Origin of the sequence: Acuticoccus yangtzensis, assembly GCF_001927245.1 — a bacterium.
In the GTDB taxonomy this organism is placed as follows: domain Bacteria; phylum Pseudomonadota; class Alphaproteobacteria; order Rhizobiales; family Amorphaceae; genus Acuticoccus; species Acuticoccus yangtzensis.
The window spans coordinates 783,291-799,233 of record NZ_MJUX01000001.1; the positions used below are offsets into that span (position 1 = coordinate 783,291).

At 69.4% G+C, this 15,943-nt stretch carries 14 protein-coding genes; 3 read left to right on the forward strand and 11 right to left on the reverse strand.

Features of this window, described 5'->3' with window-relative positions:
- Window positions 1–65 precede the first annotated feature (65 nt).
- The 11 genes from BIX52_RS03475 to BIX52_RS03525 all read right to left on the reverse strand — a co-directional run bounded on the left by BIX52_RS03475 (window position 66) and on the right by BIX52_RS03525 (window position 12,568).
- Window positions 66–1,376 carry an amidase gene (locus BIX52_RS03475; RefSeq protein WP_083659977.1) on the reverse strand — a complete coding sequence of 437 codons (1,311 nt, stop codon included), beginning with the start codon at window positions 1,374–1,376 and terminating at the stop codon, window positions 66–68.
- A gap of 2 nt (window positions 1,377–1,378) precedes the next feature.
- On the reverse strand, window positions 1,379–2,686 hold the full coding sequence (locus tag BIX52_RS03480; RefSeq protein ID WP_075219568.1) for an amidase: 1,308 nt from the start codon (window positions 2,684–2,686) through the stop codon (window positions 1,379–1,381).
- A gap of 10 nt (window positions 2,687–2,696) precedes the next feature.
- Window positions 2,697–2,888, reverse strand: a complete 192-nt coding sequence (locus BIX52_RS03485; RefSeq protein ID WP_075219569.1) for a hypothetical protein — start codon at window positions 2,886–2,888, stop codon at window positions 2,697–2,699.
- 15 nt (window positions 2,889–2,903) lie between these two features.
- The gene (locus tag BIX52_RS03490) at window positions 2,904–4,328 is read right to left on the reverse strand and encodes an amidase (protein ID WP_083659978.1); all 1,425 of its coding nucleotides are present in this window, start codon (window positions 4,326–4,328) and stop codon (window positions 2,904–2,906) included.
- The gene (locus BIX52_RS03495; RefSeq protein WP_075219570.1) at window positions 4,325–5,752 is read right to left on the reverse strand and encodes an amidase; all 1,428 of its coding nucleotides are present in this window, start codon (window positions 5,750–5,752) and stop codon (window positions 4,325–4,327) included. The genes BIX52_RS03490 and BIX52_RS03495 overlap by 4 nt, the downstream gene beginning before the upstream one ends.
- Window positions 5,749–6,834: an AbrB family transcriptional regulator gene (locus tag BIX52_RS03500; RefSeq protein WP_075219571.1), complete on the reverse strand. Its 1,086-nt coding sequence runs from the start codon at window positions 6,832–6,834 to the stop codon at window positions 5,749–5,751. Before BIX52_RS03500 ends, BIX52_RS03495 begins: the two co-directional genes overlap by 4 nt.
- A 7-nt stretch (window positions 6,835–6,841) precedes the next feature.
- A complete protein-coding gene (locus BIX52_RS03505) occupies window positions 6,842–7,846 on the reverse strand; it encodes an ABC transporter ATP-binding protein (protein ID WP_075220139.1) in 1,005 nt (334 codons plus the stop codon).
- Between the two features lie 65 nt (window positions 7,847–7,911).
- The gene (locus BIX52_RS03510) at window positions 7,912–8,991 is read right to left on the reverse strand and encodes an ABC transporter ATP-binding protein (protein ID WP_075219572.1); all 1,080 of its coding nucleotides are present in this window, start codon (window positions 8,989–8,991) and stop codon (window positions 7,912–7,914) included.
- Window positions 8,992–9,001: 10 nt separating this feature from the next.
- Entirely contained in the window at window positions 9,002–9,901 is a 900-nt protein-coding gene (locus BIX52_RS03515) for an ABC transporter permease (protein WP_075219573.1), read from the reverse strand.
- Between the two features lie 13 nt (window positions 9,902–9,914).
- Window positions 9,915–10,868, reverse strand: a complete 954-nt coding sequence (locus BIX52_RS03520; protein WP_075219574.1) for an ABC transporter permease — start codon at window positions 10,866–10,868, stop codon at window positions 9,915–9,917.
- A gap of 104 nt (window positions 10,869–10,972) precedes the next feature.
- The gene (locus BIX52_RS03525) at window positions 10,973–12,568 is read right to left on the reverse strand and encodes an ABC transporter substrate-binding protein (protein WP_075220140.1); all 1,596 of its coding nucleotides are present in this window, start codon (window positions 12,566–12,568) and stop codon (window positions 10,973–10,975) included.
- Between the two features lie 606 nt (window positions 12,569–13,174).
- Here BIX52_RS03525 and BIX52_RS23185 point away from each other — a divergent pair.
- The 3 genes from BIX52_RS23185 (at window position 13,175) to BIX52_RS03540 (ending at window position 15,927) form a co-directional block, all read left to right on the forward strand.
- A complete protein-coding gene (locus BIX52_RS23185) occupies window positions 13,175–13,375 on the forward strand; it encodes a hypothetical protein (protein WP_157956190.1) in 201 nt (66 codons plus the stop codon).
- Between the two features lie 26 nt (window positions 13,376–13,401).
- Window positions 13,402–14,808 carry an amidase gene (locus BIX52_RS03535; RefSeq protein WP_075219576.1) on the forward strand — a complete coding sequence of 469 codons (1,407 nt, stop codon included), beginning with the start codon at window positions 13,402–13,404 and terminating at the stop codon, window positions 14,806–14,808.
- Between the two features lie 219 nt (window positions 14,809–15,027).
- Entirely contained in the window at window positions 15,028–15,927 is a 900-nt protein-coding gene (locus BIX52_RS03540) for a DMT family transporter (RefSeq protein ID WP_211098142.1), read from the forward strand.
- Window positions 15,928–15,943 lie beyond the last annotated feature (16 nt).

The following is a 15,943-nucleotide window of genomic DNA, read 5'->3' on the forward strand; positions in this document are numbered from 1 at the left end:
GGGCGGATGTAAAGGGGCGGCCCGCCAATGACAACGGGCGCCCCTCGATCACGTCGAACCGGGCGTCAGGCCGCAAGATCCGGGTCGAGCACCGGCGCGATCGCCTCGGCCATGCCGAGCAGGGACGAATCGGCGAACCGCGGTGCGATGAGTTGCACCCCCACCGGAAGACCGTTCGGTCCCCTGTGGCCGGGCACCGCGAGGCACGGCGCGTGCAGCACCGTCCACATCGAGTTCATCACCCAGTCGCCGGTGGTATCGAGCCCGACCGGCGCCTCCCCCGGTGCCGCCGGGGTCACGATCACGTCGAGGTCGACGCCGAACAGACCGTCGAAGGTCTCCCGGCACCGCGCGGCAAGGTTCAGATGCTCGGCGAGCAGACGCGGCGTGATCTGGTTGACGTTCTCCACCCGGTCGACGAAGTCCTGATGCATCGCCGCGCCCCGCAACAGATATTCGGCCAGGAACTGCACGCGCCCTTCGCCGAACATCATGACGCGCTGCGTCTGATTGAGATCGGCGAACGGTGCAGGCAGGTCGATGTCGACGACGCGCGCCCCGGCCTCCGCCAACAGGCGCGCCGCCCGCTCCAGCGCGTCCTTGCCCTCCGGCGCGGCGGCGTCCCAATTGTGGGTCCGCGCGATGCCCACCGTCAGGCTCTCCACCGGCGGCGCGGTCACCATGTCCGCCCCCGGCAGGCGGAAGGCCTCGGCCACAAGGGTGAGATCCTGAGGAGAGCGGCCGTACCAGCCGATGGTGTCGAGGCTGGGCGAATAGTGCCGCGCCCCGTCCCAGGAGACGAGGTTGTGGGTGGGCTTCAGCGCATAGACGCCATTGAAGGAGGCCGGGCGGATCAGCGAGCCGCCGGTCTGCGTACCGAAGGCGAGAGGCACCTGGCGGTCGGCCACCGCGGCACCGGAGCCGGAGGAGGAGCCGCCGGGCGTGCGCCCCGGCGCCATCGGGTGGTGCGTCGCCGCCTTGCGCCCGGCGGCGGCGAACTCCACCGTATCGGTCTTGCCGAGCACGTAGGCGCCCATCGCCTTCATGATCGCCACGCAGTGGGCGTCATGGCTCGGCCGGTTGCCGTAGTGGGCGGGCGTGTTGTCGGTGGTCGGATATTCGGCCGTGTCGATCATGTCCTTCACGCCGAAGGGAAGGCCGAGAAGCCGCCCCGGCACGTCGCCGGATGCGCGCCTCTTGTCGGCCTCGCGCGCGGCGCGGATGGCGCGGTCCGGATCGTAGGCCGCCCAGGCCTTCACCGCAGGCTCTCGCGCGTCGATATGGGCAAGGCAGGAGCGGGCCAGTTCCTCGGCCGACAGCTCGCCGGCCTCCATCGAAGCGGCCGCCTGGCTCGCCGTCAGTTCATGGGCTTGCATCGTCAGATCCTATCGGGAGCAAGCAGCGGCGCGAGACGGCGCGCCGCCGCGATCAGCCGCGGCTCGTCGAAGCGCGGCGCGACGATCTGCACGCCGATCGGCAGACCCGACGGCCCGCTCGCCGCGGGAATGGCGAGAAGCGGCACGTGCAGCAGCGTCAGGAAGGCGTTCATCACATAGTCGCCGGTTGAGGTGAGACCCTTCGGCGCCTCGCCTGTGGCCGACGGGCACATGATGACGTCCGGTCCGCCGTCGAACATCGCCTCCAGGCTGCGGCGCCCGGCGGCGGCGGCGTCATAGGCCTCGCGCAGCGCTTCGGCGGGGATCACGTCGCCGCCCACCACACGGCTGACGAAATCGGGCGAAAGCGCCTCGCCCTGCTCCAGATATTCGGCGAGGAAATGGGACATTCCCTCACCGAACATCACCCGCCGGTGCATCTCGGACAGCTCCACGAAGCCGTCCGGCATCTCGACCTCGGTGACGGTGATCCCGGCGGCGGCGAGGCGCTTGCCGGCGCTCTCCAGCATCTCGAGCGTCGCCGGCTCGCAGCGGTCGGCATAAGGCGTCTTGCACAGACCCACCGTCAACGTTTGCGCAGCGGGCGCGGCCTGGTCCACACCGCGGAGGCGGTAGGCGGCGGCCATCATCGCCACATCGTCGACCGAGCGGCCGTACCAGCCGATGGTGTCGAGGCTCGGCGCATATTGGCCGGCGCCCGGCCAGGCGACGGACGCATGGGTCGGCTTCAAGGCATAGATGCCGTTGTAGCTCGCGGGACGGATCAGCGAGCCCGCGGTCTGCGTCCCGAAGGCGACCGGCACATGGTGGTCCCCCACCGCCGCCGCCGAGCCGGACGAGGAGCCGCCGGGCGAATGGCCGGTGTTCATCGGGTGCGTGGTCAGCGCCTTGCGCCCTCCGGAGGCGAATTCCACCGTGTCGGTCTTGCCGAGGATCACCGCCCCGCAGGCCCGCACCACGCGCACGCATTCGGCGTCCCGCGAGGGCACATGGTCCTGGTAGAAGACGCTGTTGAACGTCGTCGGCATGCCTTCGACGTCGATGATGTCTTTCACGCCGATCGGGATGCCGTGCAGCGGCGTCTTCGGTCCGCCGTGGGTGGCGATCTCCTTGTCGCACTCGCGCGCGTCGGCGATCGCCTGGCGCGCGTCAAGATAGCTCCAGGCCTTCACCACCGGATCGCGCGCGGCGATGCGGGAGAGGCATGAGCGCACGAGCGTCTCGGAGGTCAGGCTGCCGTCCGCGATCGCGGCGGAGGCTTCCGCCGCGGAAAGGTCGTAAGGCTCCATAGTTCCGCCCTCAGCGCAGCGGCACGCGGAAGATCGGCGCAGGCTCGTCGTCCTTGCGCGGCATGCGCGGGATCGCAGCGCTCGCCTCGGCGACGGAATCGGCGATGACGCGCATGCGCTCCAGCATGTCCGGCGTCAGGTCCTTCAGCCCGTAGCGGGCGGCGAAGGAGGCGATTTCCTCGGGGGTCCAGGGTGTAGGCATGACGGGGCTCGGCAGTCAGAGGGAGGGACGGGCGGCGCGGGTGTTCGCCGCGATCTCGTAGGCGAAGGCGAGGCGGTAGAGCGTCGCCTCGTCGAAATAGCGGCCGACGAGCTGGGCGCTGGTCGGCAGGCCCTTGGCGTCGAACCCGTTCGCCACCGCCATCGCCGGGTGGCCGGTGACGTTGAAGGGCGAGGTCGCGGCGCCGAAGGTGAAACGGGTCAGCTCGTCCTGGTCGCCGAAGGGCGGCGCGGTGAGGAAGGTGCACGGCGCCAGCACCGCGTCGACTGTGCGAATGACGGCGTCGGTCGCCAGCGCCAATTCGCGGCGGCGGCGCTGGGCGGCGATGAAGTCGACCGCGCGCAGGTGGAAGCCGGCGATCATCTTGGCCTTCAGCGACGCGCCCATCAGGTGATGGCGCTGCATGAAGTCCTCCTCGTGAATGGAGAAGGACTCGCCGTAGTTGATGATGCCGGTGATCGTCCGATATTCGGCGAGCGTCGTGGGCAGCGTGAGATCGACCAGCCGTGCGCCGAGACTTTCAAGAACCGGCTCCATGGCCGCGAGGTTGGCGGCCACCTCGTCCTGCATCACCACGTCCGGGCCGAGATCGCGCACGACACCGATGGTCATGCCGGCGATGCCCGTGCCGATCCCCCGCGCGAAGGGCGGCACCGGCCGGTTCAGCGACTGCGGATCGCGCGGGTCGTAACCGGCCATCGCCTCAAGAACGATGGCGTTGTCCTCGCTGGTCCAGGTCAGCGGACCGGCGACGTCGAGCGTCCAGCAGTTGGGCAGGATGCCCGCGCGGCTGACGACGCCGTAGGTCGCCTTCATGCCCTGGACGCCGGTGGCGGCGGCCGGCAGGCGCACCGAGCCGCCGGTGTCCGAGCCGAGAGCGAACATGGCGCTGCCCGCGGCCACCGCCACGCCCGCCCCGGTGGACGAGCCGCCGGTGAAGTGGTCCGTGTTCCACGGGTTGCGGGCGAGCGGGAACGGCAGGTCGCCGTGAACCTTGCCGTCGCCGGTGCCATATTCCCATGTGTTCAGCTTGCCGAGCAGGATCGCCCCCGAGGCGCACAGATTCTCGATGGTCGTCGCGGTCTCGTCCGCCACGTAGTCCAGCATCAGGCGCGAGCCGCCGGTCGTGCGCACCCCCTTCACATGATAGTTGTCCTTCACCGCGAAGGGGATGCCGTGGAGCGGCCCTTTGTAGCGCCCGGCGGCGATCTCGGCTTCGGCGGCGCGGGCGGCCTCCATCGCCTCTTCGGCGAGCACGGTGATGTAGGTGTTCAGCGTCGCCTGCGTCGCCTCGATGCGGGCGAGGAAGGCGCCGACCAGCTCCACCGGCGACAATTTGCGTGCGGCGATGAGGCGGGACGCCTCGGCGATCGACAGGTGGACGACGTCGCTGGACGCCGCCATGGGGGACAGCTCGTTCACAGGCTCGGCCTCCTCTGCCGATGCGGTGTGGCCGCCTCGAAGGCGGCGGCGATCGAGAACATGGTGGCCTCGCCGAAGAACGGCGCGGCGATCTGCCAGTGCAGCGGAAGCCCGGCCGGGGTGAAGCCGGTGCACTGCACCATGGAGGGATGGCCGGAGAGGCTGAACGGCGTCAGCGCGGTCTCCATGGTGAAATTGATCATCGCCGCCTCGTCGTCGATCGGCGGGGCGACGTGGCAGGCGCCGTAGGTGATGACCGCATCGAAGGAGGTCATCATCGCGTCCATGGCGGCGGCAATGACGCGGCGCTGGCGCTGGGCGGCGATGTAGTCCGCCGCGCGGATCATGCTCCCCTTGAGCAGCTTTTCGCGCAGGCCGTAGCCCATCACCGTCGCCCGGTTGCTGATCTCCTCCTCGTGGATCGCCGCCGATTCCGCCGGGCCGATGATCGAGGAGATCGCGAACTGCTCCTTCGCGGACAACGGCAAGACCGTCTCGCGCAGGTCCGCCCCCAGCGCCTCCAGCACCGTCAGCCCGTCCTCGAAGGCGGCCGTCATCGCGGCATCCGGCACGAAGCCGGGGCCGATGTCGCGGATGACGCCGATGCGCAGTCCGCGAATGGACCCGCCCATCGCGGCCGGGCGCACGAAGGGCGGCACCTCGGCGCTGGAGGGGTCGCGCGGGTCGTAGCCGCTCACCGCCTCGGTGATGAGCGCGGCCTCTTCGACGGTCCAGGTGATCGGCCCCGGAACGTCCATCGCATAGCAGTTGGCGAGGAGACCGGCGCGTGGCATCAGGCCGTGCGTGGCGCGGATGCCGACACAGCCGCACGCGCTCGCCGGCAGCCGCACTGAGCCCGTGGTGTCCGAGCCGAGCGCCAACACCGTGGTGCCGGAGGCGACGGCCGCACCCGTGCCGGTGGAGGAGCCGCCGGCGAAGCGCGACGGATCCCACGGATTGCGGGTCGTGGTGATGGGGAGGTCGAAATATTCGCCGCCGTTGCCGGTGCCATATTCCCAGGTGCCGAGCTTGCCCATCAGCACCGCCCCGGCCGCCTTCATCCGCGCGACCATGGTGGAGTCCTCGGCCGCCACGCTGCCGTCGTGAAGGCGCGAGCCGCCCGTCGTCGGCAGGCCCGCAGCGTCGTAATTGTCCTTCACCGCGAAGGGGATGCCGTGCAGCGGGCCGCGATAATGGCCGCGGGCGATCTCCGCCTCCGCCTTGGCCGCGGCGGCGAGCGCGCCCTCCGCGTCCAGCGTCACATAGGTGTGGAGCAGCGGCTGCAGCGCCTCCGCCCGGTTCAGGCACAGGGTGACGAGCTCGGTCGGCGACAGCCGTCCGGCGGCGATGTCCTTGGCCGCCTCCACGGCGGTCGGCGGAAACTCACCGAGTGCGGGCGGCGCACCCGTGGCGCGGATGTTCATTCTGCGGCCTTCGTGTTGCGGGGAAAATCGGGATCGGCGGGGGCCACCAGCCCGGCCATGCGCATCACCGCGAAGGCGGGCGTCACGAGGGCGATGACGAGGAGGATGCGGATGACGTGGAAAGCCGTCACCACCGGAACGTTGAGGCCGAGCGCCTGGGCGGTGATCGACATTTCGGTGACGCTGCCGGGCGCGGTGGCGAGGATCATCGTCGAGATCGGCTCACCGTCGAACAGGTGGAGCAGTGTGCCGAGCAGCGCGCAGCTTCCGGTGACGAGGACGATGTTGCCGACCGCCACCGGCAAAAAGCGGCGCATGCGGCGCATCACCTGCGGCGTGAACTGCGCGCCGAGATAGACGCCGAGAACCACCTGTGAGGCGCTCATCAACCAGTGCGGGACGGCCGACAGGTTCGCCTCGCCAAGGCCGAGACCGACGCCCACGGCGAGCGGGCCGATGAGGAAGGCCGAATTCACCTTCGCCGCGACGAGGGCGAGGGCCGCCGCGGCCGAGAGCGCCAGGGTGAGCGCCAGCCCGGCGGCGTCGACGCCGAAGCCGGGCGCGCTCGCGGCCCCGTCCCCGGTGACGCCCGCCAGCGTCATCGCCGGCGGGATGACGAGGACGATGCAAACGACGCGCAGGAGCTGGCTCATGGCGATGGGTGCGGTCTCCGCCCCCTGCCGCGCGCCGAGGAGGCTCATTTCCGCAGGCCCGCCGGGCACGGAGCAGAAGAACGCGGTCGCCCGGTCGATTTGCGCGAAATGGGCCAGGAGCAGCGACGCGACGACGCCGATCAGCAGCGTCGCCACCGAAGCGATGAGGATGAGCGGCAGCAGCGCCAGCGCCGTCTCCCCCGCCGCCGGGGTGAAGGTCAGACCCACCCCGGTGAGGAGGATGAGGACGCCGACATTGCGCGACATGCGCGAGGTCGTGGTGGGAAATCCGGCGAGGGTGAAGGCGGCGGTGGCGATCAGTGAGCCGATCATCCAGGCGAGCGGCACACCGAGGAGCGCGGCCCCGGCCCCTCCCAACGCCCCGATGGCATGGGACGCGAGGAAGAGGCCGGCAAGGCGTGGGGTCATCGCGGTCTCATTCGGCGAGCGGGGGCGAGGTGCGCCACGCGGCCTCGGCGCCGTGGATATGGCAGCGCACGGTGCGCCCGGCGGGAAGGCTGGTTGAGCCCGGCTCGTCCTGAACGCACAGGCTCCGCGCGCTCTGGCAACGGGGGGCGAAGGCGCATCCGGGCGGCAGCGCGGCAAGGTCCGGCGGGGCGCCGGGGATGGAGTCCAGCACTTGGCCGCGCATCCCGGCGTGCACCGTGGAGCGCATCAGCGCGCTGGTATAGGGGTGGAGCGGCTCCTTGATGATCCGCCCGACGTCCGCCCCTTCCACCAGGCGGCCGGCATACATCACCCCCACCCTGTCGGCGATCTCGCACGCGACGCCGATGTCGTGGGTGACGAAGACGGTCGCCATGCCGAGCTCCTTCTGCAGCTCGCGCAGGAGGAGCAGCACCTGGATCTGCACCGTGGCGTCCAGCGCCGTGGTCGGCTCGTCGGCGAGCAGCAGCTTGGGATCGCACGACAGCGCCAGCGCGATCATCGCCCGCTGCCGCAGACCGCCGGAGAGTTCGTGCGGATAGGCCTTCAGCCGCGCCGGGGCGTTGGGGATCTGCACCAGTTCCAAGAGCTCCAGCGCGCGCTTTCTGGCCGCCCCGCCGGAGAGGCCCTTATGGGCGCGCAGCGTCTCGGTGATCTGCTGGCCGATGGTGAAGACCGGGTCGAGCGCGGTCATCGGCTCCTGAAAGATCATCGCGACGGTCGAGCCGCGCAGCGGGCGGAGCTGGCGCTCCTTCATCGCCGCGATGTCGTGCCCGTCCACCTCCAGGCGGCCGGAGATGCGCGCATTGCCCGGCAGCAGCCGCATCAACGCGCGCAGTGTGACGCTCTTGCCCGACCCCGATTCGCCGAGGAGGCACAGCACCTCACCCCGGTCGAGGGTGAAGTTCACCCCGTTGAGGATCGAGACATCGCCATCGCGCGACAGGAAGCGGACGTTGAGATCCTCCACGGTGACGAGGCGGTTCTGCGGCATGGCGGGCGCCTCGGGTGCGGGGGTCGCGGCCTGGCGGGCGCTTCGGCTCATCATGAAGGCCATCCTCAGGCTGCGGGGGAGAGGCTGTGGCCTGCGCCCGGCTGGCGGGCGTGGCAGGCGACGGGGTGGGTGGGGCTGTCCGGCAGCGGCGTCAGCACCGGGGCCACCTTGGCGCACACCTCCTCGGCGAGCGCGCAGCGGGTGCGGAAGCGGCAGCCGGACGGCAGATTCACAGGGTTCGGCGGGTCACCCGCCAGCGGCGGCTCGGTCCGCCGCCGCGCCGGGTCCATGGACGGGCGGGACGACAGGAGTGCTTCGGTATAAGGGTGGCTCGGGCGGGCATAGAGCTCGTCCACCTCGCCGATCTCGACCACCTGGCCGAGGTACATCACCAGCACCCTGTCCGAGATATATTGGACCACGTTCAGGTCGTGCGAGATGAAAATGTACGTCAGCTCGAACTGTTCTTTCAGGCGGGCGAGCAGGTTGAGCACCTGCGCCTCGACAGACTTGTCGAGCGCGGACACCGCTTCGTCCAGCACCACGAGGCGCGGCTCCATGGCGAGCGCTCTGGCGATGTTGACGCGCTGGCGCTGGCCGCCGGAGAGCTGATGCGGATAGCGCCTTGCGAACTGGCGCGGATTGAGGCCGACGAGGCCGAGGATCTCCTCCGCACGCGCGCGTGCGACGGACCCTTTCACCCCGTTCGCCTTGGGTCCGAAGGCGATGCTGTCGACGATCGGCAGGCGCGGGTTCAGCGACGAATAGGAGTCCTGAAACACCATCTGCATCTGCCGCCGCAGATCGCGCACCGAGATGCCGCCGGACGCGCCGACCTTCTCGCCGTCGAAGATGATCGACCCGGTGTCGGGGGTGATGAGATGGCTGAGAAGCCGCGCCATCGTCGACTTGCCGCAGCCCGATTCGCCGACGACGCCCAGCGTCTCGCGCTTGGCCACGGTGAAGTTCACACCGTCGACCGCCTTCACGCTGGTGCGCAGACCGCCGAACGCGCCGCCGGTCTTGATGGGGAAATGCTTCTTCAGGTCCTCAACGATCAGCATCGGCTGACGCGGGCCGCCGCGATCGTCCACCGGCAGTGTGCGCGGCGAGGTCTTGGGGGCGAGGGACAGGGTGTCGGTCATCGCCGGGCTCCTATTCCTTGACGTCCATGGCGCCGCGCAACCCGTCACTCATCAGGTTGAAGCACATGGAGGTGATGAAGATCATGATGCCGGGGATCACCGCCTGGCCGGGCGCGATGTAGATCGACTGGCGCAGCGTGTTGAGCATCAGCCCCCAGTCCGCCTGCGGCGGGCTGACGCCGAGGCCGAGGAAGGAGAGGCCGGACGCGATGACGATCGACACCGAGATGAGGCTGGAGGCGTAGATGAAGACCGGCCCCATCACGTTGGGCAGCACGTGGACGGTGATGATGCGCCAGGTCGCCGCCCCGGTCGCCCGCGCGGCTTCCACATAGTCTTCCGCGCGGGCTTGCGTGGTCACGCTTTCGGCGATGCGGCAGATCGGCGGGATGAACACCACGGTGAGCGCGATGAGCACGTTGAGGAGGCCCGCCCCCAGCGCGCCGGAGATCGCGACCGCGAGGAGCACCGAGGGGAAGGCGTAGAAGACGTCCATCGTGCGCATGATCGTCGTGTTGACGAGGCCGCCGAAGAAGCCCGCCGCGAGCCCCAGCACGCCGCCGATCAGCGTCGCCAGCACCACCGGCGTGACGCCGGTGAACAGCGAGATGCGCCCGCCATAGATCAGCCGGGCGAGCATGTCGCGGCCGAGCTCGTCGGTGCCGAGGAAGTGGCCGGGCGTGCCGACGGGCTTCAGCCGCGCCATCATGCTGGTCTTGTACGGGTCGGCGGGCGAAATCAGCGGCGCGAAGACGGCGGCGAGCACGATCGCGAGAATCACGCCGAGACAGATGAGGGTGAGCGGATCGCGCCGCAGCCGCTTGGCGACCCCGCCCCAATAGCCCTGAGCGGGGGTGACGGGCGCCGCCGGGCGGGCCGGCGCGATGGTGGTGACGGTGGCGTCGGTCATATCGGCGCTCCGGTCAGCCGCGGCGAATGCGCGGATCGAAGACGGTCTGAAGCACGTCGACGAGAAGGTTGATGACGACGAAGAACAGCGACAGGACGAGGATCGTCCCCTGCAGCACCGGCAGATCGCGGGTGAAGATGGCGCTGTTCATGAGGAAGCCGGTGCCGGGCCAGGAGAACACCGTTTCGACCAGGATCGACCCGCCGAGGAGCTGGGCGAACTGCAGGCCGCAGACCGCGAGCACCACCGGCGCGGCGTTCTTGGCCACATGCAGGAAGACCCACGCCGGGGAGAGACCCTTGGCGCGCAGGGTGGACACGAAGTCCTTCTTGCGCACGTCGGCGATGGTGGCGCGCACGGAGCGGGCGATGATGCCGGCGGGGATCACCGACAGGGTGATGGCGGGCAGCAGCAGGTGCCTGAGGTGCGCCCAATTGAGGGCGAAGTCGGACTGGCCGCCGGGTCCCATGCCCATGGCGGGAAGCGCCCCCATGTTCACCGCGAAGATGACGACGAGCACCATGCCGAGCCAATAATGCGGCACCGACACGCCGGTGATGGAGATGGCCGTCACCACTTTGTCGGTGAGGCTGCCCTGGCTGTAGCCGGCGATCGCGCCGAGGATGGTGCCGAACGGAAAGCCGATGAGCACCGCCGCGAAGGCGAGGATCATCGTGTTCTGCACCGCCGGGACGATGTCGCCCAGCACCGGGCGTCGGGACTGGATGGAAAGGCCGAAGTCGCCGGACACGACGTTGCCGAGCCACACGAGATATTGGACCGGAAGCGGCTTGTCGAAGCCGTAGGCGGCGCGGATCTCCTCCACCACCTCGGGGGTCGCGTTGTCGGGCAGCACCGTGGACAGGGGATCGCCGGGGGCGAGGTGGATCAGCGAGAAGCAGACGATCGTGACGCCGATCGCGATGGGAATTGCCAAGAGCAGGCGGCGGATCACGTAGAGGATCATCGGACGCTCCGTCCAAGAGCATGGCCCGTCTGCGGCGCGGCGGCGCCGCCGGGCAGGCTCGCGAAGAGGTGGGGTGCGGCGGCCGCGACGGGCCGCCGCGTCGCTCAGTTGTCGACGTAGACGGGCGTCAGATCCTGGTACCAGTTCTGCGCCTGGACGAAGCCCTTCACGTTGGGGCCGAGGGCGCGCGGATTGAGGTCGTGCACGACCCAGATCCACATCGCGTCGTCGACCATCTTGGAGTGGATTTCACCCAAGAGCTTGTTCTGCTCCGCCGGGTCGAAGGCGACCTTGGCCTGTTTGGCGAGGACGTCGATCTCGGGGTTCGAGTAGCCGCCCCAGTTGAAGCCGGCCGGAGGCGTCATGTCGGACGCCGCCGCCTGCAGGATGCCGATGTTCGGATCCCAGAAGGCCCAGGAGTTGTTGAGGCCGTCGGCCCCCTCGTTCTCCGGCGCCATGGCACCGGCACGGCGGCGGGCGCGCAGAGCCTCCCACTCGAACACCTCGAACTCGACGTCGAAGCCGACGGCGGTGAGGTTTTCGGAGATGAACTCGTTCATCGGCAAGGGCTGCATCTGGCCGGAGCCCGAGGTGGAGATGAGGAGCTTGACGTGAAGCGGGTTGTCCGGCCCGTAGCCGGCTTCCTGCATCAAGGACAGCGCCTGTTCCGGATCATAGGTGATCTCGAAGGTGGGGTTGCCGAACCAGGGGTGGCCCTCGGTCACCTGGCCCTTGGCGGGCACGGCGAGGCCGCCGAGGAACTGGGACAGCCCTTCACGGTCGATGGCAAGGTTCGCCGCCTTGCGCACCTTGAGGTCGAGGAACGGCGAATCCGGCTGATAGGAGAGCTGATAGGGCCAGATGTGCGGGTAGACGTTCGTCACGATCTGCATGCCGGAGGACTTGAGCCGCGGCACGGCATCCGGTGACGGGGCCTCGATGAAGTCGACCTGGCCGGACAGGAGCGCTGCGACGCGGGTGGAGGCGTCGGGCATGCACATCAGGATAAGCCGGTCGGAGGCGGGGACGCGTGCCGGATCCCAGTAGTTCGGGTTCTTGACGAGTTCGGCGCGCTCACGCGGGACCAGGCGGTCGAGCATGAAGGGGCCGGTGCCGGAGGGTTCGACCGCGAACTTGCCCCAGTCGCCGCCGAGCTTTTCCCACTGGGCGGGGCTCGAATACATGATGCCGGCGATCTGGTAGGGGAAGGTCGCGTCCGGCTCCTTGGTGGTGATCGCGACGGTCATGTCGTCGATCTTCTCGTAGGAGGCGATGGCGCCGAACCACTGCGAGGCCTGGGCGGCCTGCGAGGCGTCGTACTGGGGCGATTCCTTGTTGAGGAGCTTTTCCAGGTTCCAGATCACCGCGTCGGCGGTGAAGTCGGAGCCGTCGTGGAAGGTCACACCTTCGCGCAGCTTGAAGGTCCAGACGGTCTGCGTGTCGTCGTCGACCGACCATTCGGTGGCGAGGCCGGGCCGCAGCACCGAGGGTTCCTCGGACTTCGACAGGTCCCAATTGATGAGCGCGTCGTAGAGCGTGAGGCCGATGAAGCGCGTGCCTTCGCCGCCCTGGTTGGCCTGGCCGGTGGTGAGCGGCACGTCGGCGACGGTCATGCCGACGCGCAGCACCTTCTCGTCCTGGGCCCAGGCGCTGGACAGCGGCAGGCTGGCGGCGATGGCGAAGGTCGCCACACCGGCCATCAACGTGCGGCGGGTCAGGGCGACGGCGCGCCCGATCCCGTGGCGAGCCGAGCGATCAAACACGAATTTCGTCAACGTTGTCCTCCTGGGTCATGGCGGCGCTGGGTGCACCGGCCTCGGCCTGCACCCCGTGTTCCGCAGCGAGCTTAAGAGCGCCCAGAATTGAATCCAATCGAGTTGCGTGCACAAATGTTTGCCCTGATCACAATTTAGCCATAGAGGCCCATCGGCGGCTGTTTCACCCGCGATCGGCGCCGGCTCCACCCGCCCGTGCCGCGTCGGATGGCAACCCTCACGATCCAGTGCAAAGATTTGCGTCATTTCGTGAATTACAGGCGCCAATACTTTCGGCCGACTGCCAACATGCGACTGGGCGCCCCAAATCGCGTCCGAAAAGCCCGCAGAAAGGGCGATCCCGCCGCAGCAATTTTGCAGCCGCCCTCAAGCGCTTTGACAGATCGAATTTTGCGTATTGTACTCACTTGCCGGTGCGTCTGATCCGGTGCCGCGCGGGCCGGCGCGTTCCCCTCCCCCACGGCCCGCCGACCGCCCCCATCGACGGCCAACCTCACGGCCCGTCCGCCCGCACAACCAATGGAGCCGCTCATGGACGATCCCAACGATCCCGCCGTTTCGCGCGAAATGCTGGCCACGCTTCTGGCTCACGCCGGGCTCGACCCCGCGCCGCAGCAATTCGAGGAAATGCTCGCCGCCGCCCAGTACCTGAAGGAGATGACGGACCGGCTGAAGCGCGACTTCACCTTCGCCGACGAGCCCGCCCACGCCTTCAACGCCGCCCGCTTCTAGCCGCGCCCGAACCGGAGCCCCTCCCCATGGACACCTTCCTCAGCGCGGCCGAGATCGCCGCCCGCTACCGCAACAAGAGCCTGTCGCCGACCGAGTACACCAAGGCCTGCCTCGCCAGGATCGAAGCGCTCGACCCGCTCTTGAACAGCTTCATCACGCTGACGCCCGAGCGCGCCCTCGCCGACGCCGCCGCCGCCGAGGCCGACTTCGCCCGCGGCGTCGACCGCGGCCCGATGCAAGGCATCCCCTACGGCCAGAAGGACATCGTCGAGACCGCCGGCATCCGCACCACCGGCCAGTCCAAAAGCCTCTCTGGCCACGTGCCCACGGCCGATGCGGTGGTGGAAACGAAGCTGCGCGAGGGCGGCGGCGTGCTCCTCGGAAAAACCACCACGTGGGAATTCGCCCACGGCGGCCCGTCCTGGGACGTGGTCGCCCCGCCGGCCGCCAACCCGTGGAACCCGGCGCACCATCCGGCAGGCTCCTCGTCCGGCACCGGCTCGGCCATCGCCGCGGGGTTCATGCCCGTCGGCATCGGCACCGACACGGGCGGGTCCATCCGCATGCCCGCCGCCGCCTGCGGCACCGCGGGGCTGAAGGCCACCTATGGCCGCGTCAGCCGCCGCGGCGTCTTCCCCAACAGCTTCAGCCACGACCACGTCGGCCCGCTCGGCTGGACGGCGATGGACGCGGCGATGATGCTCTCCGTCATCGCCGGCTTCGACCCGCTCGACCCCGGCAGCGCCGACGAGCCCGTGCCCGCCTACCACACCCTGCTGGACGGCGACCTGAAGGGCACCATCATCGGCGTTCCCTGGCACTGGCTGGACGAGGCGAAGACCCCGGACGAGACCAGAGCCGCCTTCGAGGCAGCGCTCACCGTCTTCACCGAGGCGGGCGCCACCATCGTCCCCGTCACCCTGCCCAGCCTGCAGGACTTCTCCGACGCCAAGAAGGTGGTGTCGATGACCGAGCTCTACGCGATCCACCGCAAGACGCTGATCGAGACGCCGGAGCTTCTCGGCGAGAGCCTGCGCTACCGCATCCAGTGCGGCGCCCTCATCCGCGCCGAGGACTATGTTCAGGCGCTGCGCTGGCGCACCCAGCTCACCCGCGCCACCCAGGCCGTGTTCAAGACCGTCGACCTCATCCTGACGCCGACGATGGACCCCGCCGGCAAGCTGGAGCCGACGCCGCACGAGTGGTTGTTTACGCACACGTCCTTCACGACCGCGTTCAACACCACCGGCAACCCCGCCCTCTCGGTCTGCAACGGCTTCAACACGGCCGGGATTCCCTTCTCGCTGCAGATCGTCGGCCGCAATTTCGACGAGGTGGCGACGCTGAAGGCCGGCCACGTCTATGAACAGATGACCACCTGGCGCGCCGCACGGCCGAAGCTGGAGGAATTCGCCGCCGCCGAAGCGGCCTGAGCCACGCCCGCCGGACACCACGCGCCCGGCTCCCCCTCCCACCGGGCGCCCCGTGCGCCCGGCTCCCCCTCCCGCCGGGCGCCCCGTGCGCCCGGATCTTTCTCCCACCGGGCGCCCCGTGCGCCCGGATCTTTCTCCCACCGGGCGCCGATCCCTCGCGCCCGGCCTCTCCTGCCGGCCGCCGATCCCGCGCGCCCGGCTCTTCAACGGACGAAACCCTTGCTCTCAGACTGGATGTGGGTGGCCTTCACCCTGATCGGCGCCGCGGCACAGACCGCCCGAAACTCGATGCAAAAAGAGCTGACCACCACCCTCGGCACGGTCGGCGCCACCCACGTCCGCTTCCTTTACGGGCTCCCCTTCGCCCTTCTCTTCCTCGGCCTCATCTCGATCTTCGTCGGCACGCCGCCCTCCATCCTCGACCCGGCCTTCCTCGTCTGGACGGCGGCGGGCGGCATGACGCAGATCATCGCCACCGGCCTGCTGCTGGCGGCGATGCGCATGCGCTCCTTCGTGGTGGCGATCACCTATTCCAAGATCGAGCCGGTCTTCGTGCTGCTGTTCGCGGCGATCTTCCTGCAGGACCTGCCGACCCACCTCGCCGCGGCCGGCGTGTTCATCGCCACCTCCGGCGTGGTCGCGATGTCGTGGCCCGCGAAGGGGGCGGCCATCGGCGCCTTCGCCAGCACCGCGATGGGCCTCGGCTCCGGCGCGGGGTTCGCGCTGTCGGCGGTGTTCTATCGCGGCGGCATCCTCGACCTTCCGGACGGCAGCTTCGTGGTCAACGCCTCCACCACGTTGTGCGTGGCCCTGGCTGTGCAGTCGGCCACCATCACCGCCTACCTCCTCATCGCCGACCGCGCGGTTCTGCGCGCCCTCCTCGCCTCGTGGCGCGCGTCGGCGCCCGCCGGCTTCTGCGGCGCCTTCGCCTCGCAATTCTGGTTCCTCGCCTTCGCGGTGCAGAGCGCCTCGCTGGTGCGCGCCCTCGCCCTCGTCGAGATCGTCTTCGCCCAGATCATCTCGCGGCGGATCTTCCGCCAGTCCACCTCGGCCAAGGAGTATGCCGGGATCGGCCTCATCACCGCAGGCGTCCTCGTCATCCTTCTCGGCTCGCGCTGAGGCCGCAGCCGGCGGG